22 protein-coding genes and 1 pseudogene are annotated in these 25,375 nt (G+C 71.3%); 12 read left to right on the top strand and 11 right to left on the bottom strand.

Annotated features, from left to right (window positions below):
• Positions 1-28: 28 nt before the first annotated feature.
• From OHB41_RS40435 to OHB41_RS40425, 3 genes are all read right to left on the bottom strand, one after another.
• The gene (locus tag OHB41_RS40435) at positions 29-1,243 is read right to left on the bottom strand and encodes a polysaccharide biosynthesis protein (RefSeq protein ID WP_266704663.1); all 1,215 of its coding nucleotides are present in this window, start codon (positions 1,241-1,243) and stop codon (positions 29-31) included.
• A gap of 189 nt (positions 1,244-1,432) precedes the next feature.
• Positions 1,433-2,479 (bottom strand): GDP-mannose 4,6-dehydratase, encoded by a 1,047-nt coding sequence (gene gmd, locus OHB41_RS40430; RefSeq protein ID WP_266704661.1) that lies wholly within the window; start codon positions 2,477-2,479, stop codon positions 1,433-1,435.
• Positions 2,480-2,707: 228 nt separating this feature from the next.
• Positions 2,708-4,093, bottom strand: a complete 1,386-nt coding sequence (locus OHB41_RS40425) for an O-antigen ligase family protein (RefSeq protein WP_266704659.1) — start codon at positions 4,091-4,093, stop codon at positions 2,708-2,710.
• 302 nt (positions 4,094-4,395) lie between these two features.
• Here OHB41_RS40425 and OHB41_RS40420 point away from each other — a divergent pair, with 302 nt between their 5' ends.
• The 4 genes from OHB41_RS40420 to OHB41_RS40405 all read left to right on the top strand — a co-directional run bounded on the left by OHB41_RS40420 (position 4,396) and on the right by OHB41_RS40405 (position 8,145).
• Positions 4,396-5,409, top strand: a complete 1,014-nt coding sequence (locus OHB41_RS40420; RefSeq protein WP_266704657.1) for a glycosyltransferase family 4 protein — start codon at positions 4,396-4,398, stop codon at positions 5,407-5,409.
• A gap of 17 nt (positions 5,410-5,426) precedes the next feature.
• Positions 5,427-6,233 carry a WecB/TagA/CpsF family glycosyltransferase gene (locus OHB41_RS40415; protein ID WP_266704655.1) on the top strand — a complete coding sequence of 269 codons (807 nt, stop codon included), beginning with the start codon at positions 5,427-5,429 and terminating at the stop codon, positions 6,231-6,233.
• 448 nt (positions 6,234-6,681) lie between these two features.
• On the top strand, positions 6,682-6,948 hold the full coding sequence (locus tag OHB41_RS40410; protein WP_266704653.1) for a transposase family protein: 267 nt from the start codon (positions 6,682-6,684) through the stop codon (positions 6,946-6,948).
• A 384-nt stretch (positions 6,949-7,332) separates the two neighbouring features.
• A complete protein-coding gene (locus OHB41_RS40405; protein ID WP_266704651.1) occupies positions 7,333-8,145 on the top strand; it encodes a class I SAM-dependent methyltransferase in 813 nt (270 codons plus the stop codon).
• 465 nt (positions 8,146-8,610) lie between these two features.
• Here the strand turns inward: OHB41_RS40405 and OHB41_RS40400 are convergent, their stop codons facing one another.
• Positions 8,611-9,576 (bottom strand): pirin family protein, encoded by a 966-nt coding sequence (locus OHB41_RS40400; RefSeq protein WP_266704649.1) that lies wholly within the window; start codon positions 9,574-9,576, stop codon positions 8,611-8,613.
• Between the two features lie 187 nt (positions 9,577-9,763).
• Here OHB41_RS40400 and OHB41_RS40395 point away from each other — a divergent pair.
• The 3 genes and pseudogenes from OHB41_RS40395 to OHB41_RS40385 form a co-directional block, all read left to right on the top strand.
• Positions 9,764-10,225, top strand: a pseudogene (locus OHB41_RS40395) (MarR family winged helix-turn-helix transcriptional regulator); the annotation flags it as partial.
• Positions 10,226-10,371: 146 nt separating this feature from the next.
• A complete protein-coding gene (locus OHB41_RS40390) occupies positions 10,372-10,812 on the top strand; it encodes a MarR family winged helix-turn-helix transcriptional regulator (protein ID WP_266704647.1) in 441 nt (146 codons plus the stop codon).
• Positions 10,813-10,956: 144 nt separating this feature from the next.
• A complete protein-coding gene (locus tag OHB41_RS40385; RefSeq protein ID WP_168531383.1) occupies positions 10,957-11,304 on the top strand; it encodes a tetratricopeptide repeat protein in 348 nt (115 codons plus the stop codon).
• A gap of 378 nt (positions 11,305-11,682) precedes the next feature.
• Here OHB41_RS40385 and OHB41_RS40380 read toward each other — a convergent pair whose 3' ends face one another.
• The 3 genes from OHB41_RS40380 to OHB41_RS40370 are packed head-to-tail and all read right to left on the bottom strand — an operon-like array spanning position 11,683 to position 14,562.
• The gene (locus tag OHB41_RS40380; protein WP_266704643.1) at positions 11,683-12,699 is read right to left on the bottom strand and encodes a M56 family metallopeptidase; all 1,017 of its coding nucleotides are present in this window, start codon (positions 12,697-12,699) and stop codon (positions 11,683-11,685) included.
• Positions 12,700-12,705: 6 nt separating this feature from the next.
• Positions 12,706-13,134: a BlaI/MecI/CopY family transcriptional regulator gene (locus tag OHB41_RS40375; protein ID WP_168531381.1), complete on the bottom strand. Its 429-nt coding sequence runs from the start codon at positions 13,132-13,134 to the stop codon at positions 12,706-12,708.
• Between the two features lie 36 nt (positions 13,135-13,170).
• Positions 13,171-14,562 carry a PepSY-associated TM helix domain-containing protein gene (locus OHB41_RS40370; RefSeq protein WP_266704639.1) on the bottom strand — a complete coding sequence of 464 codons (1,392 nt, stop codon included), beginning with the start codon at positions 14,560-14,562 and terminating at the stop codon, positions 13,171-13,173.
• Between the two features lie 202 nt (positions 14,563-14,764).
• On the opposite strand from OHB41_RS40370, the gene OHB41_RS40365 reads away from it, so the two are divergent.
• Together OHB41_RS40365 and OHB41_RS40360 are read left to right on the top strand one after the other, a co-directional pair.
• Positions 14,765-15,418, top strand: a complete 654-nt coding sequence (locus tag OHB41_RS40365) for a peptide deformylase (protein WP_266704637.1) — start codon at positions 14,765-14,767, stop codon at positions 15,416-15,418.
• Between the two features lie 328 nt (positions 15,419-15,746).
• Positions 15,747-17,333, top strand: coding sequence for an ABC-F family ATP-binding cassette domain-containing protein (locus tag OHB41_RS40360; protein WP_266704635.1), 1,587 nt, complete (start codon positions 15,747-15,749; stop codon positions 17,331-17,333).
• Between the two features lie 295 nt (positions 17,334-17,628).
• Here OHB41_RS40360 and OHB41_RS40355 read toward each other — a convergent pair whose 3' ends face one another.
• Entirely contained in the window at positions 17,629-19,062 is a 1,434-nt protein-coding gene (locus tag OHB41_RS40355; protein ID WP_266704633.1) for a dihydrolipoyl dehydrogenase family protein, read from the bottom strand.
• 128 nt (positions 19,063-19,190) lie between these two features.
• Here OHB41_RS40355 and trxA point away from each other — a divergent pair, with 128 nt between their 5' ends.
• The gene (gene trxA / locus OHB41_RS40350) at positions 19,191-19,589 is read left to right on the top strand and encodes a thioredoxin (RefSeq protein WP_266704631.1); all 399 of its coding nucleotides are present in this window, start codon (positions 19,191-19,193) and stop codon (positions 19,587-19,589) included.
• 75 nt (positions 19,590-19,664) lie between these two features.
• Here trxA and OHB41_RS40345 read toward each other — a convergent pair whose 3' ends face one another.
• From OHB41_RS40345 to OHB41_RS40335, 3 genes are all read right to left on the bottom strand, one after another.
• Positions 19,665-21,101: an aldehyde dehydrogenase family protein gene (locus tag OHB41_RS40345; RefSeq protein ID WP_266704629.1), complete on the bottom strand. Its 1,437-nt coding sequence runs from the start codon at positions 21,099-21,101 to the stop codon at positions 19,665-19,667.
• 38 nt (positions 21,102-21,139) lie between these two features.
• The gene (locus tag OHB41_RS40340) at positions 21,140-22,318 is read right to left on the bottom strand and encodes a 4-hydroxybenzoate 3-monooxygenase (RefSeq protein ID WP_266704627.1); all 1,179 of its coding nucleotides are present in this window, start codon (positions 22,316-22,318) and stop codon (positions 21,140-21,142) included.
• 63 nt (positions 22,319-22,381) lie between these two features.
• On the bottom strand, positions 22,382-23,416 hold the full coding sequence (locus tag OHB41_RS40335; RefSeq protein WP_266704625.1) for a LacI family DNA-binding transcriptional regulator: 1,035 nt from the start codon (positions 23,414-23,416) through the stop codon (positions 22,382-22,384).
• 171 nt (positions 23,417-23,587) lie between these two features.
• Between OHB41_RS40335 and OHB41_RS40330 the strand changes: the two genes are divergently transcribed.
• Complete coding sequence (locus OHB41_RS40330) at positions 23,588-25,012, top strand: amidase (protein ID WP_266704623.1); 1,425 nt, start codon at positions 23,588-23,590, stop codon at positions 25,010-25,012.
• 26 nt (positions 25,013-25,038) lie between these two features.
• Positions 25,039-25,257 (top strand): NfeD C-terminal domain-containing protein, encoded by a 219-nt coding sequence (locus OHB41_RS40325; protein WP_266704621.1) that lies wholly within the window; start codon positions 25,039-25,041, stop codon positions 25,255-25,257.
• Positions 25,258-25,375: the final 118 nt, after the last annotated feature.

Here is a 25,375-nt window from a genome sequence, read left to right as displayed (position 1 = left end):
TAGTGCCTTCTCACCGACGGCGTCGCCGTCATGTCCGGCGGAAGGCTCTGAACAGAGTGGGGACGAGCACGAACGCGGTGTAGCAGGCGACCGAGCCGATGACGGGCCCTTCGGCTCCCAGCCGCGCCAGGGGGATGGACACGGCGAGGTTCACCGTGGCCATGAGACTGAAGGTGATCGCCTGGAAGCGCAGTCCCGCCGCGTCCATCGACCACATGGTGGCCGGGCAGGCGACCGCCTGCACGAACAGCAGTGCGGCGAACGCGGCCATGAGACCGGTCCCCACCCGGATCTGCCCGTGCATCATCCAGGTACCGGCGACGGGTCCGAGCAGCACGATGCCGACGCCCACGACGACGCCGCCTGCCGCGAAGCAGCCGGTGAACCAAGCGAGTTCGCGCTTGGGTGCGCCGGGCGAGCGTTGCTGCCGGGCGAACATGGCCCACAACGGAAGCCCGGCCGCGCCCAGCAGGCTGCTCGCCGGCGCGAAGAACTGGGCACCGGCCGAATATCCGGCCACCGCAGCGGCGTCGGCCGTGTGACTGAGGACCAGCCGGTCGGTGGCGTAGGCGACGGCCGTGGCCGCGGTGACGACGGTCATGGGGAGTGCGAGGTGCGCGATGGACGCCCGGTCCTTCCACGCCGACGCGCGGACGCTGCCCAGCGTCGTGCGCAGCAGCGGCATACCGAGGATGCGGCCGGCGAGCACCCCGCCAGCGGCGTTCACGAGGCACTGCGAGAGGAAAACGGCGGAGACGAACGCGCCCGTGGGGGCGCCCAGGCTTGCGGCGAGCAGCACGAGTGCGAACAACAGGACGCTGCCCGCACCTTGTAGCAGGAACGCGATGTCGTTGCGGTTCACGGCCAACAGCACGGACCTGCTCAGCCCGAGCGGCATGCTGCATCCGAACAGCACCGATGCGACCGCCAGGGTGAGGTCGGAGCTCGGCTGCGCAGCCTCCCCCAACAACGCCTCCCACGTCCCGAACAGGGCCAGGGTCACACCCGTGACGGCGATGACCGCTCCCGCGCACATCAGGTTGCGAGCCGACGACAGGACCGTCCCGCGCACCAGCCGCTGGTCGTGCGAGGTGTCGCGGGCCACGGCTTCCGTGATGGCGGCTCCCGCGCCCAGATCCGTGAGAGGCAGCACTGCCGGCAAGGTGGCCACCAGGGTGAACTGTGCATAGCCGGGCACCCCCACCGCGCCGACCACGGTGTGGGCCAGGGCCAGGTTGGTCACAGCGGAGACGGGCAGTGTCACCACCCGCGCGCCGACCGACCGGGTGACGGTACCGAGGATGCGCGGCTGCGGTCCGCCTCCCGTCCTGCTGGGAGCGCGCGCTGGGGGAACCGTCGCCGCAACTGGGGACGGCTGTCCGCCGGTGCTCAGGTCGTTCGAGGGGTGCGGTACTCCCACCGTCCGTCCCGCCTAGCGCCCGTGAACGGTCAGGGCCTGGGCCGGCGCGGGCACCGTCGCCGCTACGGCACCGTCGCCGCGTAGCAGCACGTCGAGTTCCGCGTCCGTCATCAGCCGTGCCAGTTCGGGTGCCCGGACAGTGGGCCGCCAGCCGAGGTCATGCGCAGCCTTCGACGCGTCGCCGACCAGGTCGTCGACCTCGGAGGGACGCAGATACCTCTCGTCGAAGCGCACGTGCTCCTGCCAGTTGAGTCCGACGTGGGCGAAGGAGTACTCGACGAAGTCGCGCACGCTGTAGCTGCTGCCCGTGGCGATCACATAGTCGACGGGCTCCTTCTGTTGCAGCATCAGCCACATCGCCTCGACGTACTCCGCGGCATAGCCCCAGTCACGACGCGCGTCGAGGTTTCCGAGGTGCAGTGTGTCCTGCAGGCCGGCCTTGATGCGCGCGGCGGCCATGGCGACCTTGCGGGTGACGAACGTGGGACCGCGGCGCGGCGACTCGTGGTTGAAGAGAATGCCGTTGACCGCGTAGAGCCCGTACGCCTCACGGTAGTTGCGGGTGATCCAGTACGCGTACACCTTCGCCACCCCGTATGGGGAGCGCGGGTGGAACGGGGTTCCCTCATGCTGCGGTGGGGGTGACGCACCGAACATCTCCGAACTGGACGCCTGGTAGAAGCGGCAGGACAGGCCGGTGGTCCGGATGGCCTCCAGCAGTCGGGTGGTGCCCAGCGCCGTCGTGTCCGCGGTGTACAGGGGCTCGTCGAAGGAGACCCGCACGTGCGACTGGGCGGCCAGGTGGTACACCTCGTGAGGCTGTACGCGTTCGAGGAGACCTGTGACCCTGCTGCCGTCCGTCAGATCGCCGTAGTGCAGGAACAGCCGGGCTTCCGGGTCATGCGGATCCTGGTAGAGGTGCTCGATACGGCTGGTGGTGAACGTGGAGGCACGCCGGACGATTCCGTGGACGGTGTACCCCTTGTTCAGGAGCAACTCGGCAAGATAGGAGCCGTCCTGGCCAGTGATTCCGGTGATGAGAGCCGTTCTGGCTGTCACATGCACTCCTTGTAGTAACGCGGGTGATTTGACGACTTGCCGCGTTCGCCTTTTCCGCACCGCCGGTTTACGTCTCCCCTGAGTACAGCGTAGGAAAAATTCCTTTGATTACCCACGGTCGCGGCCGCATGTCCCCCATGCGGCTGCATTACTCACGGTGTTCGACAGCGGGAGGGCACCGAATTTTTGTGAACAATTTCGAGCGGCGGCCCGAGGGGTGTTCGCCGATCAGGAACGGGCTGGCACTCCCGGAGATGTGTGCTGCGGTCGCCCGATTCCGGCAACGGAGCGGCTTGTTGCAGGGGCACGCCGACTGGTGGTGGCGATGGGCGGGGATTCGTCGGCGGCCGTCCGTGTCTCCGGGACGCCGACCAACGCGTAGGCACAGGCCAGCACCAGCCATGACGGCAGTCCGATGTAGGTGGTCTCGAAGGCGACGTTCGTGCAAGCGGTGACGGCGACACCCACCGTCGCCCCGAACCAGGAAGCGGCTACCAGATGATGCCGGGCACGCCAGGTCCGGCGCAGCGTGGCGACGACCAGCAGTGCCATGGCGATGCCCGCGGGCCAGCCCAGGTAGTAGATGTATCCGATGAACGAGTTGTGCGGGCCCGCCCGGGGTGCGTTCAGGTGTTCTCCGTGTCCGATCACGTCGATGGGGTGCCCCGCCCCCGCACCCAGGAGTGGGTCTTCCCGCACGACCCTCAGGGCCTCCTGCCACATTTCCATCCGAAGTTCGACGTTCGCGCCGGCTTCGCTGTTCGGGTCGTGGGAACGTGACACTCGTGCCGCGAGGCCGCCGACCACGGGCATGTCGGAGACGGATTCGCCGGAGAGGGAAAAACCCAGCACAGCGATCACCCCTAGGGTGGCCAAGCTCCAGGACACCACCGGCCAGCGGACGGTACGCCGGCGGCTCGACCGACTGGCGAGGGCGGTCGCGGCCATGGCCGCGACAACCGCAAGGAGTGGACCCCGCTTGCTCGCGATGGCGGTCATCACGGCGGCTCCGACCAGCGTCCACAGGAGCAGTCGGCTCTTTCCCAGATGCCTCATCTGCACACTGAACGCGCCGGCGATCGCCAGATAGAGCCCCCTGGCGGCAGCCGGCAGTGGGCTGCCCAGGATCAGTTCCACGAAGACCCCGGCGGTTGGCATATACAGAACCCATCTCAGGCGAACGGCTTCCTCGACGGGCCTCGTGAGGATCCAGGTCGCGGCGAACCATGCGAGGAGCGGGTAGAACCCGAGGATCACGCCCTTCAATGCCTCTGAGTAGCCCGCGGCCACCCCCCGGTACACCGCCTGCGCCGTCATGACCGCCAGGCCCACCGCGATGGCGCGGAACCAGCGCAACCGCCTCTCCGAGAGCACCCGGGGCCCCCACATACGCAGGGTCGCGAGCAGCGCGACGACCGCGACGACGTCCATGACGTAGAAGGGAGAGACGCCCACCGTCGCGAAGCCCCTGCTCAGCAGGAACAGCGGCACGAGGCAGGTTCCCCAGAGCAGCCAGCCCGCCCCTCGCAGGCAGAAAGCCAGCAGGAGAACCGCTGCGGCACATACCGCGGCGAAGACGGAATAAATCTGCGGAGCATCGCGGAAAACGCTCACACTTTTCCTTTCGCCGTCTTTACTCGATTCATATCACGCGTACTCGATCGACCGATCTCTCGGCGCCGCACGCGCGCAATGGTTGGCTATGCATATCGTGTGAAGAGAGCAGCCAGAAGTGTTGTATTGGTTCTCCCTGCCAACCAAGTGCTGTGATGACTCCACATAATTTCCTCCCGGATCTCAAGTTCCGCGTCCCACAGTTGGAGGAATGGGGAATGCCTCCCAATCGCCCACGTTTTCCATGGCAGGCGGCCCCGTCGGCCGTCCTTGTTTTCAGGCACAGTCCGCGTCTGGGCGGAATGGGCCGCGCAGCCGAGTTCTTCACTCCTCTGCTGACGCGTCGCTGCCACGTGCCAGCGGTCATCTCCCTCTCCGCGAGCCGGGTCGGATCCGACCGGTTCGCGGCGTCCTGGCCCGCCAAGGCCTGGGCCACCCTCGCGGCCCTGAGCAAAGGCGCGTATCTGCTGATCGGGACGGCTCCGAGGGCCGTCTACCTGCCGGTTTCGCAGTGGGGACTGCCCCTGCTCCGTGATGTCTTCCTGATCGTCCTCGCCAAAATCGTCAACTCCACCGTGGTACTGCATCTGCATGGGGCGCAGTTGCCCGCCCGACTCGCCAGGAACCGCGCGCTGCGAACCTTGCTGGGCGGAGCCCACTGGATCGTGCTGAGCGAGGCGGTCGCGCGCGATCTGCGCGTCAGTGGCTGCCGTGCGGCGTCGGTCACCGTGCTCAGGAATCCGGCGCCCCGAGCAGTTCCGTCTTCGAAGGAGCCCGTCTCCTCCCGCGTGCTGCGGGTCGGCTGGATCGGCACCATGAGCCGGGTCAAGGGATTCGACCTCGTCTGCGATGCGGTCGAGAGGCTGAAGCGACAGGGCGTCGGTGTCGAGTTTCGGGTCGCCGGGATGCGCCACGACGTACCGCTCACCCGGATGACGTGCGTGGACGAGGACCTCGGGGTCCTCGATCTGTCGGACGTCCGGGCGTTCTGGTCAGGGGTCGACGTGTTCGTCCTTCCGGCCCGCTGGGTCGAGGGGCTCCCTTTTGTGCTCCTGGAAGGGCTCCAGGAGGGCTGCGCTGTGGCGGCGACGCCCTCACCGGGGAGCGCCGAGCTCTTCAAGGGGTGCGTGGAGCCTGTCGAGGCCTCGGTCGCCTCGGTGGCCGGGTTCCTCGAGGCGTGCGGAGACGACCTGGAGGGGATCCGGCGGCGCCAGCAGGAGGCCTGGAACGCACTGCGCCCGCAGTACGAATTCGACCGCATCGAGGAGGAGTTCGTGCGGTTCTGGCGGAACTTGGGTCTGGAACAGAAGCAATGACGGAACGGAGGTGCGACGTGCGGACGACCTCGTCGCGGAACGGGAACGCGCGGACCGGACGGGTAGGGCCGGGTCGGCCGGTCACGGTGTGCGGACTCCCCGTCCACCCGCTCACGCTGGAGGAGTCGGTGGCTGCCGCCGAGGCGCTGATCGAGGACGGTGGCCCCCACCAGCACGTCGTGCTGAACGCCGCCAAGATCGTCCAGGCGCACGACGACCCGGAACTGGCGCGCATCATCCGCTCGTGCTCGCTCGTCAGCGCGGACGGGCAGTCGGTCGTGTGGGCCGGCCGCCTCCTCGGAAGCCCCCTGCCCGAGCGCGTGGCGGGCATCGACTTCATGCTGGCGCTGTGGCGCAGTGCCGCGCGCAACGGCTACCGCGTGTACCTCTTGGGCGCCGAGGCGAAGGTGGTCGAGGAGACCGCGCGCATCGCCGCCGGGCAGGGCGTCGAGGTCGTCGGATACCGGAGCGGCTACTGGGAGGAGAGCGAGGAGGCGCTGGTCGTGGCAGCCGTCCGTGAGACCCGGCCGGACATCCTGTTCCTCGCCGTGCCGAGTCCACGCAAGGAGTACTTCCTCGCTCGCCGGCAGAAGGACCTGGGTTGTGCCCTGATGGTCGGTGTCGGCGGATCCTTCGACGTGGTGGCGGGACTCCGCAGCAGGGCACCGCGGTGGATGCAGCGCGCCGGCCTTGAATGGTTCCACCGGTTGGTCCAGGAGCCGCGGCGAATGTTCCTGCGCTACGCGGTGGGCAACACCCGATTCGTAGCCCTCACCGCCGCGTTCCGCGCGCGGCTGTTGATCGGCCGCGGGAGCGACGCGTAGGGCCGACCGCAAGCACTGGCATCGGCCGGCCGTGTCGTGCAGGCCAGTTGGACCACGGTGCGCGACTTGGTTGCCGCACCGCCGCCACAGCCGGACGCGTGCGCACGGCAACATGCGTGGCCTGGCGTGGGCGGTCGCAGCGTCTCGGACACGTGTGTGACGAACCCGGTGGCGAGGCGGCGAGCGCGTAGATCCCGGAAAGGCTGTGGGAGATTTCTCCCGCTGCGGGAGATTTCTCCGAAACAGGGCGGCACGACGCGAGAGGGGCGGGTCGCTGAGTCGACCACACCGTCCGAGCAGTCAGGGCGAATGCGTTCTCAAGTGACGAGACGAGCGGTTCGCCCCGACGGTGCCGGCTGCGGTTGACGGCCCAACTGGAAACCATCAACGCGACTCCGGGTGATCAAGGTTGCCGAAGCCTTTGATCACGAACAGGCGTCACATTCGGGTGCCATCCTCCCTGATCGGTGTCCTGCAGCGGGACTACGCGGACGCCGATTCCACCTGTCCGGAGTCGTTCCACCTCACCGGCTTTGCGGATGTGCTGGGCCGGATACCCGATCCCCGCCGGGTCCGAGGCCGCCGCTGCTGCCCGGGCTCCCTGCTCGCGCTGTGCAGCGTCGCCGTCCTCGGCGGAGCCACGTCCCTGGCGGCCATCGCGGGCTTCGCTGCCGATACCGACTCCGGCCTGCGCCAACAACTCGGACTGGCCTAGAAACTGTGCAAGCGGCTGCGGCCGCTGCCCCGGAAGTAGATCCTGCTGCAGGCTCGAACCGCCGGGCCAGGGCACGGCCTACGTGAGGTGCGCCGCCCTGAGGTCTGCATCGTCCGGTCCGGCCTGCTCTTCCCCCATCGCCGTCCAACCGGTGGAGATCAAACGCCATCGGGCTCATGCGCCAGGCGGGCTGGACCAACATCGCCGAGGCAGCCAATCACTACGGGTCACGATCTCAGCACCGCCATGCTCCTACTCACAGGCTGAGAACGCATCCCCCTGAGCCCAGGACGGTGCGTAATTCCTGCGGCCAGATGCGTGAACTATCTTTCCTGATCTCCGCGGATCCTGCCGTGGAGACAGCCCCCGGAATAGTGTCCTCGCATGACGGAAACCTTGAGCAGGCCCACAATTGGGCACCTTCAAGCACGCGCCCACGGCGATGGTCATGATTATGCGAAAGGCTCTCCACATATTCGGCATCACCGCATCCGTGAGCGGGTGATCTCGGGCGTACACGCCCTTGTGGGTAAGGTTATCGAGCGGAACGGCCAATGTCGGGTCCTCGAGGTCGGCGCCGGACATGGAACCTTCACCGACCATCTGGTGGCGGCCGGGGCAACGGTCGAGGTGACGGAGATGAGCGCTCCCAGCGCGGCGGTCCTTCGGCACCGTTTCCGTAATAATCCGTACGTCACCGTCACCCATGACCCTGAAGGAAAGGCAATCTTTCGCGCAGAGCCGCTCGACGCCGTGGTGTGCATCTCTGTACTTCACCACATCCCGGACTACCTGGGTGCCGTCGAACATCTCATTCAGCGTATTGCTCCCGGCGGCGTTTTTTACAGCATTCAGGACCCCTTGTGGTACCCGCGCAGGTCGGGGCTTTCCATGAATCTGGATCACGGCGCTTATCTTCTTTGGAGGCTCGGTCAGGGCGAACTGGGCCGTGGCCTGGCTACCAGGGTGCGTCGGCTGCGCGGCCACTACGACGAGACGAACGAGGCGGATATGGCGGAGTACCACGTGGTCCGGCAGGGAGTGGACGAACTGTCCCTCGAGGGACTCCTGGCGCCGGTGTTTCACGATGTGGAGCTGCAACGTTACTGGTCGACGCAGTCAGGAGTGCTGCAGGCGCTGGGGGAACGATTTGCTCCTGCCACCACATTCGGGCTCTTCGCAGCGAACCGCCGCTGATCGGCATTCCGTCCGGGACGGACCCGCATGGAATGGCTCCGAGGCAGGGGGACCGGAGCCCCGGCGCGCGACGAAGGCCTGCAACGGGAGGCCGGCCGCACCAATGGCGGGACGCGTCGGCCGCAGTGACGGCATCGGCGTGGTGAAACTCCGACTTTGGTGGCCTGCCGACGTGGAACTCTGACATCGCTCGCTGGTGCTGCTCAGCGCTGTACGAGTGTCGCAGGGCTCGTGCCGCAGCCTCTGGTTGACGAAACGGGGATCAGTGCCGTCAGGGATCCGTCAGGACAGTCAGCACTGGGTCAGTATTAGGCTGACTAAACCCGTCTGCAGATGGCCGGACATGACAACGCGGCTTTGCACGTCGAGGTTTTCCCGAGGAGCGATCGCCCCTCGGGGAAACCGGGTGTCGAGCGCAGACGACCGCGTCCCGCGAGAGGCGTGCACTAGAGCTGGAACCCCAGGTCAGCGCACCCTCCCGCGCGGTTTCAGCGGGACGGGCGGGAGTTCGGGAGCGGTCAGTGGTGCCCCGTCGTACCCCACCACCTCACCGAACCGGGAGCCCTTCATCCAGTCCGAACGGGCCTGTGCGATGTCCTCGTTGGACCGCCCGATGAAGTTCCACCACATGACCAGCTCCTCCTCGAACGGCTCGCCGCCGAGGAGCATGAGGGACGCGTCCGACGCGGCGCGCAGGGGCAGTTCGGTGCGACCGCAACCGAGGTAGAGCATCGAGCCCGGGAGGACCGGTACGCCGTCGACGTGGGTCTCGCCCGACATGGACAGCACGGCGTACTCGAAGTCGGGCTCCAGCGGCAGACGTACGTCGGCGCCGTTCGCCAGGGCCAGGTCGGCACCGACGATCGGGCTGTACGTCGTGCCGGGCGAGGTCGTGCCGTCGACGGTGCCCAGGATGAGCGTGGCCTTGACACCGGGCGCCGTGACGAGGGGCAGCTCGGCGTGGTGCTCGAAGTGCGGGTCCGTGTGCCGGTGGCCGTCGGGAAGGGCCACCCACAGCTGCGCTCCGTGCAGGAGGCGGGCGTGTGACTTGGGGCTCTCCTCGGAGTGGCTGATGGCGCGGCCGGAGGTCATGAGGCCCAGTTCGCGCGGGCGGATCGTCTGCAGGCTGCCCGTGGAGTCGCGGTGCAGCACCTCGCCCTCGTGCAGCCAGCTGACGGTCTGCAGTCCCATGTGCGGGTGCGGCGGGACCTGCATGCCCGGCTCGTCGGCGATGTCGTCGGGACCGTAATGATCGACGAAGCACCACGCGCCGATCATGCGTCGGCCCAGGTTGGGCAGCAGGCGCCGGACTTCGGTGGACTCGCCGAGCTTGACCCGGCGGGGACTGAGGAGTTCACGCACCGGCTCGGCCACCACGAACCCGCGGCCACCGCACAGGGCGGGAACTGCGTCGCGATCGAGATTGCTCATGGCGCACAACCTAGCCCCGTCGAGGACCGTCCGTCAGGTCACCGTCCCTCCGGCGGGACCGGCGCATGGCTCAGAACCTATGCGGCGCCGGGCGGTCCTAGGGCCGCGGTCGGAGGGAACTACGCCATTGGTCCGACCGTCCGGAAAATAGTAGCCATGGCTATAGTAGCCATGTACTGTTTTTTGCATGAGTTCCGTATTCGAGCACGCGACCCCCGGTTTCCTCGTCTGGCGCCTGTCGATGAAGTGGCGGGTGGCCGTCGACCGGGCGGTCGCGCCACTGGGTCTGACCCACGCCCAGTACTCGCTGGTCGCGTCGCTGTACGGGATGCACCACACCGGGCAGCGGCCCAGCCAGCGGCAGCTCGCCGACCACACCGGACTCGAACCGCTCTACGTCTCGAAGCTGGCCCGCTCCCTGGAGGCGGCGGGCATCGTCGACCGCACGCGGGATCCGGCCGATCCCCGGGCCGTCCGGCTGTCGCTCACGCAGGACGGGCAGGCGGTCGCCCGCCGCGCGATCAGGGTGGTCCACGGACTGCTCGACCAGCTCCTCGAGCCCCTCGGCGGGTTCGACGGCGAGCGCACGCGAGCGTTCAGCGGCGAGCTGGCGACCCTGCTCGGCGTATCGCTCGATCCCCGCGTCGATCAGTCCACCGACCCCGACGCCGACCGGACGCGTTCCGGCCACGCACCGGCAGCGCCCGGTCAGGCGCCTTCCGACCACGCGCCTTCCGCTCCGGCGGATGCCACTCAGCAGCATTCCGATCAGCGACGTTCTGATGAGGAGTACTCATGACCACCACCACTCCCCCGGTCAACGGCCAGGTCATAGGCCTGGCCCACTACGCGAGCCGCGCGGTCCTGGAGACCCTGCTCGCCCGCACCGGGACCACCTTCAACCAGTCAGTGGCCCTGCGGGTCGTCTCCGAGCAGGACGGAGCCGTCGAGCGGACCTTGCTGGTGGCCCGCCTGACCGGGGCGCTGAAGATCGAGGAGGCGACGGCCCGCCGGACCGTCGACGAGATGACGGCTCTCGGCCTGCTGGCGGAGCCGACCACAGGTCAGGTGTCACTGACCGAGCACGGCGGCGAGCTGTTCGAGCGGATCCGCACCGGCGGGAACGAGATCGCGGCCCGGATCTACGCCGGCATCCCGGCCGAGGATCTGGCGACCGCGGGCCGGGTGCTGGCCCTGGTCACGGAACGGGCCGACGCGGAGCTCGCGGGCGCGTAGGGCCGCGTGTCCGGGCCCGGGCCCGGACACGGACACGGACACGGACACGGACACGGGACTCGGGCACCCCGAGGCCCGACCGCTCCCACGTTCGTGGAATATTCAACCAATCCCCTCGGTTGAGGCGCTCGAAGGAGGTCAGCAGTGGACATGGAGTACTACGACCACGGGACAGCCGCGGAGCGCTGGGAGCGGGCGCGGTTGTTCTTCGACGCCAAGGACTACGCCGGGGCCGCGCGGGTCCTGGCCGGGCTGGTGGAGGAGGTGCCGGAGCAGGTGGGACCCCGGCTGCTGCTGGCACGTTCGTACTACCACTCCGCCCAACTGCGCCGCGCCGAGACGGAGTTGCGCACGCTCGTGGAGCTCGACCCGGTGGAGCACTACGCCCGGCTGATGCTGGGACGCACGCTCCAGCGCCAGGGGCGCCAGGACGAGGCCGAGTCGCACCTGCGGATCGCCTCGGCGCTCGCGGGTGACTTCGAGCAGGTGTGATCGCCGTCTGAAGGACCGGAACACCTCGGGGTCCGGGACACCTCGGGAGTTCCTCGCGGGCATCGCCCTCCGCCCGGCGCGGACGGAAGGGACCGATGCCCGAAGCGCGCGGGCCGGACACCGTGGTGTCCGGCCCGCGTCGCGGTGTCCGGCCCCTGTCCCGCGGTGTACGTCCCGTTGTCGCACTCGTGGACGAGTTCCCTGGCCGGCTCCTTGTCTCCGCACGGATGCAGGATCCAGGACGGCCCGGCGGCCCCCCACCCGGCGGCCCCCCGCCCGGCGGCCTCGCCGCCCGGTGGCCTCGCCGCCCGGTGGCCATACGGCCCTGCGGCCGCGGCCATGAGCCAGGTCCGCGGCCCCACGCCCCGGGCAGGACGCCTAGAGCGGCGTGGCCGCGTGCAGGATCAGGAACATCGTCACGGCCGAGTTCGCGGAGGACATCGCGGAGACCAGCGTGCCGACCGCGGCACCCCAGGCGGCCAGCCCCACCGAGGTGAACACCGACGGCCAGCTGCGGGCCACGGGCGCGGGCTCCAGCAGCGCGGCGACCCTCCGCGGCACGGGACCCGCGGACGCGAACCCCGGGAAACCCGGGAAACCCGGGAAACCCGGGAAACCCGGGAAACCCGGGAAACCCGAGAAATCCGTGAATGCGGAGAACCCCGAGATCCCGGCGAACGCCGGCGCCGCACCCGACAGCAGGGCGGCCTTGCCGATCGCCCGCGCCACCACCCTGCGGCTTCCCACCGACCGTGCCGCGTCCTCGTCCGCCCATCGCTCCGTGGTGAAGGCGACGGCCGTACGCAGCGGGCGCAGGAAGGGGTTGGCGCGTGCCGCGAGTCGTACGGCGAGCAGATACCGGTGGTGACGGGCGGTCAGGTGGGCCCGCTCGTGCGCGAAGAGGGCGCGGCGCTCGGGCGGGATCAGGCCCCGCAGCAGGGCCGTGGTGACCACGACCCGCCCGCGGGGCCTGCCGGGCAGGGCGTAGGCGTAGGACTTCTCCTCCGGGAGCACGACCACGGACGAGGCGGGCAGTCCGGCGAGTGCCCGGCGGGCCCGGCGGGCGATCCGGTGGTGACGCCACAGGGTCCGCGCACAGACCGCCAGGACGAGCACCAGGGCCGGGACCGCCGCCTTGCCCGCGATCTCGTCGTACGGCACGGCCGCGCGGACCTCGGGATCCGACCAGCGGTCCGGCAGCGGGTTGCCGGGCAGTTGCGCGGTGCCGACGACCATCAGCAACGCCAGGCAGAATGTGCTGCACACGGCCATGACGGTGGCGAAGGCCGTCAGCAGGCGGGTGGCCGTGCGCGGGTGCAGATGCAGTTCGGCGAGGCGTGCGACCGGCCAGGCGGTGAGCGGCAGGACCAGCGGCAGAAAGACGAAGACCCCCATGAGACGTCAGTCTTCCGTACCGCCGGCCGCTCCTGTCGCGTCGGTCGCGTGCGCCGACTCCAGGAGCGCGCGCAGCACCTGTTCGTCGTCCGGCGGCAGCGCGGTGACGAAGCTGGCGAGGACGGCCTCGCGGTCGCTCTCGCCGTCGAGGAGCCGGCGCATCTTGAGCGCGGCCAGACTCGCGACGTCGGCGGTGGGACGCCATACGAAGGAGCGTCCTCGGCGTTCACGGGCCACCGCGTCCTTGGCGAGCAACCGGGTCAGGATGGTGACGACGGTCGTGTAGGCGAGGTCGCCGCCGAGGCTCTCCTGCACCCAGGCGGCGGTCACCGGGGCGTCCGCCTCGCGCAGCGCGCCGAGGACCTGGCCCTCCAGCTCGCCCTGCCCGCGGCGTCTGGAAGGCCGGTCCGGGACCTCGCGGTTGCGCTGCGCCATGTCCGTCTCCCTCCGGCGTTCGCGTCCACGATCACGCTACCTGGCGACGGGCGCGCCCCGGCCCCGCCGGTGGGCGATCTCGCCGAGCAGGACGTCGACGGCGACGAACGCCACGAGCGGGATGCCGAGCAGCGGAACGAAGTAGCCGAGAACGGCGACGGCCGCCATCAGCGGGACCAGGACCGTGGGCGGCACCTGCTGCCAGGCACCGCGCGGGACGGGCCGGCCGAACGCGGCGGCGCGACCGCGCTGCCACCACATGCGGTAGCCCCACACGATGAGCAGGATCAGGCAGAGCGCGAGCGCCATCAGGGCGATCTGGTTGGCGAGGCCGAAGAGGACACCGGTGTGGGCGTCGATGCCCCAGCGGGTCAGCTTGGCGAGCACCGGGTGGTCGGCGAACCGCAGCACGTCGGTGACCTCGCCGGTGGCCGGGTCCACCGCGACCGCGTCCTGCTTCTCGGGCCAGCTGCGCTGGATCTGCCGCACCACGTACGCGGAGGAGGCGTCGGCGGGCGGGACGATCTCGACGGGGTCGCCGAGGCCCTGGGAACGGGCGGCCCCGAGGATTCTGTCGATGTCGGCGGGCCGGGGCGTGACGCTCCCGTCGGCCTCCGTGCCACCGTGGCCCGCGTGCTCACCGGCGCCCGTCGCCGACACGGAGGGCGTCGCCTGCCCGAGGGAGGTCCTCAGCTCGTCGATGTTGGCGCCGGCGTACGTCGACCAGGTGAGCCCGGTCGCGGAGAGGAAGAAGAACCCGGCGGCCGCCCAGACGCCGACCGTGCCGTGCAGGCCCAGCGTGCGACGGCGCCCCGATGTGCCCCGCACCTTGCGCCGGGCGCGCCTGCGCCCGAACCACAGCACGAGGCCGCCGCCCGAGATCACCCACAGCCAGCTGGCCGCGAGTTCGCTGTACAGACGTCCGGTCTCGCCGAGCAGGAGGTTGGCGTGGAGCCCGTCGATCCAGGTGCGCAGCGGGAGCGCGCCGGTGGAGCCGTACTGTTCGAGGGCTCCACGCACCTGGGCGGTGTACGGGTCGACGAACACCGCGAGGGTGTGGTCCGGGTCGACGCCCGGTACGCCGGAGAGCAGCACCCTCGTCGTCGCGTCCACGGCGGGCGAGGGGCGTACGGCGGAGACCGTGCCCTGCGGGTGGGCCTTGCGGGCGGCGGCCACCTGCTCGGAGAGCGGCAGTTCACGGTCGCCCACCGGGGCGGTCAGCTCGTGCGCGTACACGATCTTCTCGGCCTGGAACGAGGCGGCGTAGAGCAGTCCGGTCACGGCGGCGACCAGGAGGAACGGGGCGACGAGCACTCCCGCGTAGAAGTGCAGGCGCAGTATCAGGGGGCGCAGGGCGGCTTTTCGGGCGGGGACCGGGGCGACAGGGCGCGGAGTGTCGTCCGTCGTGATCGTGGGAGCGGTGGGCATCGGCGGGCTTCTCCGGTGGGGGTTGGGGCGGACTCGGGCCGTGGACCGGGGAGTTGGGCTCCCGGCCGGTGGTGGTCCAGAAGTCGGGACAGGGGCACGCCGAGTTCCCGGGCGATGATGTGGTGTGGGTCACAGGCGAGGATCCGCGGGGTACGGCTTGCGCCGCCTCGCACGGCGCGCTCCCTCTTGGCATGCTGGCGCGATGGCATCCGAACGTGACCTCGCCCCCCGCCCGCTGAACGACCTGGTCGAGCAACTGCTGGACCGGGAAGGCCCGTTGCCGATCGTGGCCGCCGGGAACCCGGTGCTGCGCCGCCCCGCCGAGCCGTTCGACGGTCAGCTGGACCCGGGGCTGCTGAGCCGGTTCGTCGCCGCGTTGCGCGCGACCATGCACGCGGCGCCGGGGGTGGGCCTCGCGGCGCCCCAGGTCGGCGTCCCGCTGCGGCTCGCGGTCATCGAGGATCCGGCGCCGGTGTCCGAGGAGGTGCGGGTGGTACGCGGACGGGTCCCGCAGCCGTTCCGGGTGCTGGTGAATCCGGTGTACGAGGGGGTCGGCGCGGCTCGGGCGGTGTTCTTCGAGGGGTGCCTGAGCGTGCCGGGGTGGCAGGCCGTGGTGGCCCGGCACGCCGAGGTGCGGCTGACGGCGCTCGACGAGCTGGGCCGTACGGTCGACGAGGTGTTCACGGGCTGGCCGGCACGGATCGTGCAGCACGAGACGGACCATCTGGACGGTGTGCTGTACCTGGACCGCGCGGAGGTGCGCTCACTGTCCTCGAACCAGGCGATGGCGGAACGCTGGACACAGCCGACCCCGGCGGAGGCGGCGGCGGCCTTGGGTTTCACACTGCCGGACTGAGACTCCGGGGACTCCGGGGACTCCGGGACTCCGGGACTCCGGGACTCCGAAGCTCCGAGGCGGGTCCTACGGGGCCCGGGCGCGCCGGCGTCCATACCGCCCGGAATTCACCTCCCGTCGAGCCCGACCTCCCGGCGGGCCCGACCTCCCGGCGGGCCCACCCCCGACGCCGTCCGAAAGCCCGTCCTCCGCCCCGAATTGCAAAGGCGCCGACCCCGAACGCCCCGCTACCCTGACCGCATGTCCACGCCCCGAATCTCTTAGCTCCAGGACCCGCTTCCACGCCACACGTGTGTCCTTCTGCCGATTGATTCCCGGAGCGTCTCCCATGATCACCGTGCGCGGTGTCGACGTGCGCGTCGGCGCACGACTGCTGCTGTCCGACATCTCCTTCCACATCTCCCCCGGCGACCGCATCGGCCTGGTCGGCCGCAACGGCGCGGGCAAGACCACCCTGCTGAACGCCCTCGCGGGACGGGTACGCCCCGCGGCCGGGTCCGTCGCCGTCACCGGGCAGCTCGGCCACCTCGCCCAGGACTCCCGCGCCGCCGACCCGCAGGTCACGGTCACCGACCGGATCCTGTCGGCGCGCGGCCTCGACCGTGCCGTCCGCGCACTGCGCACGGCGGAGACCGCGATGGCCGACGGGACCGAGCGCGCGATGAACGCCTATGTGCGCGCCGAGGCGGAGTTCCAGGCACGCGGAGGCTACGCGGCCGAGGCGGAGGCGGCCCGGGTCGCCGCGGGCCTCGGGCTGCCGACGCGGGTGATGGACCAGCCGCTCGGTGCCCTGTCGGGTGGGCAGCGCCGCCGGGTCGAACTGGCCCGCATCCTCTTCGCGGACCACGGCACACTGCTCCTGGACGAGCCGACGAACCACCTGGACGCCGACTCGATCGGCTGGCTGCGCGGCTTCCTGACGAACCATCAGGGAGGTCTCGTCCTGATCAGCCACGACACCTCGCTGCTGGCCGCCGTGGTCAACCGCGTCTTCCACCTGGACCCGCGCCGCGCCACGCTCGACGTCCACAACACGGACTGGCACACCTACCTCGCCCAGCGGGACGCCGCGGAGCGGCGCCGGGCGCGGGAGCGGGCCGGCGCCGAGCGCAAGGCCTCCGCCCTGCACGCCCAGGCGGACCGGATGCGCGCGAACGTCGCGACCGCCGTGGCGGCGAAGAACATGGCCCGGCGCGCCGACCGCCTGCTGGCCGGGCTCGAACCGGTCAGGCGGCGGGACAAGGTCGCCCGGATTCGGCTGCCGGAGCCCGCCCCCTGCGGGCGGATGCCGCTCGGCACGGCCGCCCTCTCGAAGTCGTACGGCGAGCACCGCGTCCTGCGCGGCGTCGACCTGGCCGTGGACCGCGGCAGCCGCCTGGTGGTCCTCGGGCCGAACGGCGCGGGCAAGACGACGCTGCTGCGGCTGCTCGCCGGCCGGGAGACCCCGGACGACGGCCGCGTGGTCCACGGTCACGGGCTGCGGATCGGCTACTTCGCGCAGGAACACGACACGCTCGACCCGACGGACACGGTCCGCGGTCACCTGGCCGCAGCCGCCCCGCACCTCACCGACGGGGAGGTGCGGCGCGTGCTCGGCGCGTTCCTGTTCACCGGGGACGACGCCGGCAAACGCGTCGACGTCCTGTCCGGCGGCGAGAAGACCCGCCTCGCCCTGGCGGGGCTGGTCCACTCCGGCGCCAACGTCCTGCTGCTCGACGAGCCCACCAACAACCTGGACCCGGCCTCCCGCGCCGAGGTGCTGACCGCGGTGGGCGCGTATCCGGGCGCGATCGTCATGGTCACCCACGACGAGGGCGCGCTCCGGGCCCTGCGCCCGGACCGGGTGCTGCTGCTCCCGGACGCGGACGAGGACCTGTGGAGCGAGGAGTACCTGGGGCTGGTGGCACTGGCGTGATGCCGGTGCCACCGGCGTGGCGGACGGGGCCGGGGTCTGTCGTCCGGATCGGATGGCGCCGGCACACGCTGCCCTGTCGGCCGGGCCGAGCAGGGCAGGGTGCGTGGGGTGCTTTGCCGGCCGCCGGGCGGGGCAGGGTGCGTAGGGCGGCGAGGCGGCGGAGGGCGACGACGCTATGAGGGTCCCTCCCCCCGCTCGAGCGAAGTCGAGCGGGGGGAGCGAGCGGGGGGCGGCAACGGACGACGACGCAGATGCGCGCGCCCTGTCCCGTCCCCCCTGATCCGGAGGACAGGTCCTACGCGTCCCGGTACGCCTCCAGCAGCCGCAGCCACACCTCGCTCACCGTCGGATAGGAGGGCACGGCGTGCCACAGGCGGCTGACCGGCACCTCGCCGGCGACCGCGACCGTGGCCGAGTGGATGAGTTCGCCCACCCCGGGTCCGACGAGCGTGAGCCCGACCACGATCTCGCGGTTGATGTCGACGACCATGCGGGCCTTGCCGCGGTAGCCGTCGGCGTACAGGCCCGCGCCCGCCACGGAGGACATGTCGACGTCGACGGCGCGGACCCGCAGGCCCGCGCTCTCGGCCTCGGCGAGGGAGAGCCCCACGGCCGCGGCCTCCGGGTCGGTGAAGACGACCTGAGGGACGGCCGCATGGTCGGCGGTCGCGGCGTGCGCGCCCCAGGGGTCGCTCTCCAGGAGCGGGACGCCGGCGGCGCGGGCGGCGATGGCGGCGCCCGCGATCCTCGCCTGGTACTTGCCCTGGTGGGTGAGGAGCGCGCGGTGGTTGACGTCTCCGACGGCGTACAGCCACTCGCTGCCGGTCACCCGCAGGCTGTCGTCGACGTCGAGCCACGAGCCCGGCTCCAGGCCGACCGTGTCGAGGCCGATGTCCTCGGTGTGGGGCACCCGCCCGGTGGCGAAGAGGATCTCGTCCGCCTCGATGCGGTCGCCGGTGTCCGTCAGGGCCACCACGGTCGAACCCTCGCGCGTCACCCCGGTCACCGAGGTACCGGTGCGGACCTCGGCGCCCGCCTCCTTGAGCGCGTCGGCGACCAGCTCACCGGCGAAGGGCTCCATCCTGGGCAGCAGGGCGTGGCCGCGGACGAGGACGGTGACCCGGGAACCGAGGGCCTGCCAGGCCGTGGCCATCTCGACGGCGACCACACCGCCGCCGACCACGATGAGCCGGTCCGGCACCTCGTGGGCGCTGGTGGCCTCGCGGCTGGTCCAGGGCTTGACCTCGGCGAGTCCGGGCAGGCCGGGCAGCAGCGCGCGGGTGCCGGTGCACACGGCTACCGCGTGCCGCGCGGTGAGGAACCGCAGCTCACCGTCCGGGCCCTCGACGCTCACCCGGCGCGGCCCGGCGAGACGTCCGTGTCCGCGGTAGAGATCGGCTCCGATGCCGTCGAGCCAGGCGACCTGTCCGTCGTCCTTCCAGTTGGAGGTGTAGTAGTCACGGTGGGCGAGCACCGCGGGGGCGTCGAGCGGGCCCTGCACGGCCCCGCTCAGGCCGGGCACGCGGCGGGCGTCGGCGCGGGCGATGGCCGGGCGCAGGAGGGCCTTGCTGGGCATGCAGGCCCAGTACGAGCACTCGCCTCCGACCAGCTCGTTCTCCACGATCGCGGCGGAGAGGCCGGCCGCGCGGGCGCGGTCGGCGACGTTCTCCCCCACGGGACCGGCGCCGAGCACCACAACGTCGTAGGCGATGGATTCCGTTTCCGTCATGCGCCCAGTCTGGTTGTTGGTGTGCGCCGTGGCCACAGGGGTACGTGCGCGGAATACGCGGGTGGGGGACGGTGTTGTGGACACCGGCTTCGCCCCGAGGCCCGAGAGCAGGGAGAGGTAGTCACGCCATGAGCAGGACGATGGAGCTGACCAAGGAGAACTTCGACCAGACGGTCACGGACAACGAGTTCGTCCTGATCGACTTCTGGGCCTCGTGGTGCGGGCCGTGCCGTCAGTTCGCCCCGGTCTACGAGAAGGCCGCCGAGGCCAACCCCGACCTGGTCTTCGCCAAGGTGGACACGGAGGCGCAGCCGGAGCTGGCCGCGGCCTTCGAGATCCAGTCCATCCCGACCCTGATGATCGTCCGCGACCAGGTCGCGATCTTCTCCCAGCCCGGATCGCTGCCCGAGGCCGCTCTGGAGGACGTCATCGGACAGGCCCGGAAGCTGGACATGGACGAGGTCCGCAAGTCCATCGCGGACCAGCAGCAGGCCCAGCAGGGACAGCAGGCCCAGCAGGGCGAGTGAGCTCGGGGGAAGCCCCGTGGGCCCCGGTCGGTACGGTTACGGTCGGTACGGTTCCGGCCGGGGCCCTCGTACGGATCAGAACGGGTACGGTGCCACGTCCCCGCGCACGGTCGTCCAGCGCACCTCGGTGAAGGCCTCCAGGTTGGCCTCGCCGCCGAAGCGGGCGCCGGTTCCGGAGGCGCCCGTGCCGCCGAACGGGGCGACCGCCTCGTCGTTGACGGTCTGGTCGTTGATGTGGGCGATCCCGGTCGGGATGCGCTCGGCCAGGTCGAGGCCGCGCGCGGTGTCCCGGGTGACGATGCCGAGCGAGAGGCCGTAGGGTCCCGCCGAGGCGAGGGCCACGGCCTCGTCGGCGTCCGCGAAGGACCGTACCGGCGCGACCGGGCCGAAGACCTCCTCGGCGTACGCGGGGCTCGCGTCGTCGACCCCGGCGAGCACGGTCGGCCGGTAGAACAGCCTCTCGTGCGTGCCGCCCGCCGCCAGCTTCGCCCCGCGCGCCGTACTGGCTTCCACCAGGCCCTGGATCTTGGCGAGTTGGGCGCCGTCGATGACGGGCCCCAGGTGTACCTGCTCCCGGTGCGGGTCGCCCACGGCGAGCGAGTCGGCCTTGGCGGCGAGCCGCTCGACGTACTCCTCGTACAGCGACGCGTGGACGAGGTGGCGGCCCGTCGTCATGCAGATCTGGCCCTGGTGGAAGAACGAGCCCCAGGCCGCCGTCGAGATGACCGCGTCGATGTCGGCGTCCTCCAGTACGACGAGGGCCGAGTTGCCGCCCAGTTCCAGGTGGGCGCGCTTGAGGTGCCGGCCGGCCGCCTCACCCACCGCGCGTCCGGCGGCCGTCGAGCCGGTGAAGGAGATCACCGGGACCAGCGGGTCGGCCACCAGCGCCCGGCCCGCCTCGACGCCGCCGGGCAGGACGTGGAGCAGCCCTTCCGGGAGGCCCGCCTCGGCGAAGACGGCCGCGAGCGCGAGGCCTCCGCAGACCGCGGTGCGCGGATCCGGCTTCAGCACCACGGCGTTGCCGAGCGCGAGTGCCGGGGCCACCGAGCGGATGGACAGGATGAGCGGGGCGTTGAAGGGGGCGATCACGCCCACGACGCCGACCGGGACGCGCCGGGTGTACGACAGCCGCGGCGCCTCCGAGGGCAGGATCTGGCCCGTGGGGCGGGAGGCGAGGGCGGCGGCCTCGTAGCACTCCTGGGCGGCGACGTGCAGCTCGAAGTCGGCCTTGCCGGGAACGGAGCCGGACTCGCGCACGATCCACTCGCGCAGTTCGTCGGCGTGCGTGGCGAAGAGGTCGCCGGCCCTGCGCAGGACCGCGGCGCGGACGAAGTGCGGTGTACCGGCCCAGGCGGACCGGGCCGTATGGGCCTCCCGCGCGGCCGCCGTGACGTCCTCGGCGGCGGCGAGGGTGACGGTGGCGAGTGTCTCGCCGGTGGCGGGCTCGGTGACGGCGTACTCACCGCCCGCCGGAGTGCGGGACTGCCAGGTCCTGGGGTCGAGCAGCGGCATGTCGGGGCTCCGATCGTTCGCTGATCAGCACGCGGGGCTCACCGTCCCAACGGCAGTCCCGTGTAGTTCGCGGCCAGTTCCGCGGCCGCCGGGCGGGAGGTCGTGATCCGACGGAGCCGGGCGAGCTGGATCCGGTGGTCGAAGACATCCCCATCTGGTTGAGCATGCAACATCCTAGTCATGTCGTACGAGAACCGTGTGGCCTGCCAGACCCGGTCGAGACACAACTGCGAGTAACGATCGAGGAGTTGGGCGGAACCCGTGCGGTGCAGCTCGATGAGGCCGTGGGCCAGGACCCGCACGTCGGAGACGGCGAGGTTGAGTCCCTTGGCGCCGGTCGGCGGCACGGTGTGGGCGGCGTCCCCGGCGAGGAGGAGCCGGCCGTGGCGCAGCGGCTCGTGGACGCGACTGCGCAGCGGCGTCACGGACTTGGCCGTGATGGGGCCACGGTTCAGCCGCCAGTCGCCGTCGACCGCGAAGCGCGCGGCGAGCTCGTCCCAGATGCGCTCGTCGGACCAGTCGTCGGGGTCGGTGCCGTTCGGGACCTGTAAGTAGAGCCGCGAGACCGTGGGCGAGCGCATGCTCTGCAGGGCGAAACCGGTCGCCCCGCGCGCGTAGACCAACTCCTGGCCGGCGGGCGGCACATCGGCGAGGATCCCGAGCCAGGAGTACGGGTAGTCGCGGGCGTAGGTGCGGAGCGTCCCGGCGGGGAAGGCCTCGCGGGCGACGCTGTGACCGCCGTCGCAGCCCACCACGTAGGCGCAGTCCAGGGTCTGTTCGCGGCCCTCGTGCACGAAACGCACGACCGGTGAGTCGCTCAGCGGACTCTCGACGGCGAGCACCTGGGCCTCGAACAACAGCGGTGGCCCGTCCGCCAGTTGGAGGGCGATCAGGTCCTTCACGATCTCCGTCTGCGGGTAGATCATGACGCCGCGGCCGCCGGTCAGGGCGGGGAAGTCGATGTGGTGGCGCTCGCGCTCGAAGCGCAGCTCGATGCCGCTGTGGGGCAGGCCCTCGACGTCGAGACGGTCGCCGGCGCCGCATTCCCGCAGCGCGTCGACCGTGCCCTGCTCCAGCATCCCGGCGCGCTGGCGGCGTTCGACGTAGGCGCGCGACCTGCCTTCCAGGACGACGGAGCCGACGCCCGCGCGGTGCAGCAGCCGGGCCAGCAGGAGCCCGGCGGGGCCGCCGCCCACGATGCCGACCGTGGTCCGCATGACGCGCCTCCCGTCTCCGGTCCGGTCCGCTTCGCTTCGGGCGGCGACCAGCTACAGCCTCTCTCAGCTCGAGTCGCGGTGCACGATCCGTGCTCCCAGTACCTCGTGGGTCTCGGGCGTCGCGCCGGGTTCGCGCACCGCGCGGTCGACCAGCTCCGCGAGGTCCCGACCGGACGGCAGTTCGATGTGGACGGTACTGAGCCGGGGCCGCAGCAGCCGCCCGAGCATCAGGTCGTCCGCGCCGATGACGGCCGTCTCGTCCGGGACCACGATTCCCGCGTCCTGGAGCGCCCTCATCAGCAGCATGGCGTACTCGTCGTTGTAGGCGAACACCCCGTCCAGGCCGAGCGCGCGCCAGCGGGCCGCGAGCCGGGCGGCGGCCTCCTCCTCGTAGGCGAGCGGCAACTCGGTCGCCGTGGCGCCGGTGCCGCGCAGCGCACGGCGTACGCCTTCGAGGCGCGGCCTGGAGAAGATCTCCAGGCCGGGTTCCTCCGGCACCACGACGCCGACGCGGTGCCGGCCGCGGGCCACCAGATGGGCCCCCGCGCTGTGGCCGACCCGGTCGTGGTCCATGAGGAGCGCGTGCGCGCCCTCGACCCGCTCGGGGCCCAGGGTGACCACGGCCCGGGCCCCGGAGCGCTTGAGGACGGCCACGCCCTGCGGGCCGAGACCGCTGCCGGGCACCAGCACGGCGACCGGCCGCAGCTCCGCCCAGGCACGGGCGGCCTCGTCCCCGTGCAGACCGACACTGCCGTACTGGACGACGGTGTAGTCCAAACGGCCCAGCGCCCACTGCAGCTCGTTGAAGAACTGGCTGTAGAGCGGGCCCACGGGGACGCTCGGGGCGGGCATCAGGACCATCCGGCTGTGTCCGGCGCGCAGGCTGCGGGCCGCCGCGTGCGGAACGTACCCGAGATCCTTGGCCGCCTCGTGGACGCGGCGGCGGGTGGGCTCGCTGATCCGGACGGCGCTGGTGTTGTTCAGAACGTACGAGACGGTGGCCCGGGAGACGCCCGCCAGGCGGGCCACATCGGCGCTCGTCGGCACGGGTCGTTGTGCGGGCGACGGCGGGACGGGCTGATTCGGTATCTGCACCATGACGCCCCGCATCCTTGCAGAAGGCCCGGGCACCGCTCGGCGCCGGGGGAACCCCGCGGCCCGCGCGCCCCGGGAACACCCGCTTGCACGAAGTAACTTCCGCCCCTCGTGCGGGATACCTCCCCAGGCGGTTACCGTGCGGTGGACGATGTGCCTTCGGAGGTGTCCCGTATGGCTGACGACCGTGCCGCAGGTCTGGCGGAGTGTGCCCGCGCCCTCGCCGCGGGCGAGGTGAGCTCGCGTGAACTGGTCGAACGGGCGCTGGCCCGGATCGAGACCACCCAGCCGTCCCTGAACGCCTTCCGTCTGGTGCGCGCCGAGGCCGCGCTCGACGAGGCGGACGCGGCGGACAGGGAACTCGCGGCGGGACACCGCCGGCCCCTGCTGGGAGTGCCGGTGGCGGTGAAGGACGACATGGACGTGGCCGGGGAGCCGACCGCGTTCGGCTGCCGGGGGGTCTTCCCGCCCGAGGCCCGGGACGGGGAGGCGGTACGCCGGCTGCGCGCGGCCGGGGCGATCGTCATCGGCAAGACCAACACCTGCGAACTCGGCCAGTGGCCGTTCACGGAGGGCCCGGCCTTCGGCGCCACCCGCAATCCCTGGCACGCCGACCACACCCCCGGGGGCTCCTCCGGCGGCTCCGCGGCGGCGGTCGCGGCGGGCCTGGTCCCGGCGGCGCTGGGCTCGGACGGCGCCGGCTCCGTCCGTATCCCGGCCTCCTGGACCCATCTGATCGGGATCAAGCCGCAGCGCGGCCGGATCTCCACCTGGCCGCGCCCGGAGTCCTTCCAGGGCATCACGGTCAACGGCACCCTCGCCCGCTCGGTGGCGGACGCGGCGCTGCTCCTGGACGCGGCGAGCGGCAACCACCAGGGCGATCTGCACCGCCCGCCCGTGCTGCGGGTGTCCGACGCGGTGGGCCGCGAGCCGGGCCGGCTGCGGATCGCGCTGTCGCTCAAGCCGCCGTTCACGGCGGTGCCCGCGCGGCTCGACCCGGCCGTACGGGCGAAGGTGGTGGCACTCGCGGAGCGGATCGCGGCGCTCGGCCACACGGTGGAGGAGGCCGAACCGCGCTACGGACGGATCGGACTCACGTTCGTCCCGCGCGCGACGGCGGGTATCGCCGAACGGGTGCGCGACGCGCCCCACCCGCACCTCCTGGACCCGCGCACCCAGGGAGCCGCCCGCCTCGGCCGGCTGCTCGGCGGCGCGCCCCTGCGGGTGGCCCGGCGCGCCGAGGCGACCCTGCACCGCCGGATCGGCGCGCTCTTCGACAGCTACGACGTACTGCTCGCGCCCACCACGGCCGCTCCCCCGCCCCGCGTCGGCTCGATGGCGAACCTGAGCGGGCTGGACACCGACCGGGCCATGATCGCCGCCTGTCCGTACGCCTGGCCGTGGAACGTCCTGGGGTGGCCGGGTGTGAACGTACCCGCCGGTTTCGTCGGCGACGGGCTGCCGGTCGGCGCCCAGCTCCTCGGCCCGGCGCACAGCGAGCCGTTGCTGGTCTCGCTCGCCTCCCAGCTGGAGGACGACCAGCGCTGGCACGAGCGGTGGCCGCCGCGTGAGGCGGCGGCGGATTCCCCTGCGGTGTAGCCCACTTCGCGCCGTACCCTGGGGCCATGGACGATGCGTCGATGGTCGGTTTGATGGGGCGGGTGACCGGGACGGTCGGACCCGGGCTCGTCGGTGAGGTGATCGTCCGCGTACGCGGGGGCGCCGAGCACTTCCTTGCCTACCCCGCCACCGCCAAGGAGCGCATCGAGCGCGGCACGGTGGTGATGGTCGTCGAGTACCTGGCGCCGCGCACGGTGTACGTATCGGCCGCGTACGACAGTTGACAGCTCGTCTGTGCACGCTCCGCCCCAGGTGAGAGCGGTGTGCGTCAAGATTGCAACAAGGAATCGTCAGCGTCTTCACCCCGGTCCCGCACAGGAGCACACTCCCTTCGTTCGGTGC

This window comes from Streptomyces sp. NBC_01571 (assembly GCF_026339875.1).
Lineage (GTDB): Bacteria > Actinomycetota > Actinomycetes > Streptomycetales > Streptomycetaceae > Streptomyces.
This window is presented reverse-complemented; position numbering and strand designations above follow the sequence as displayed.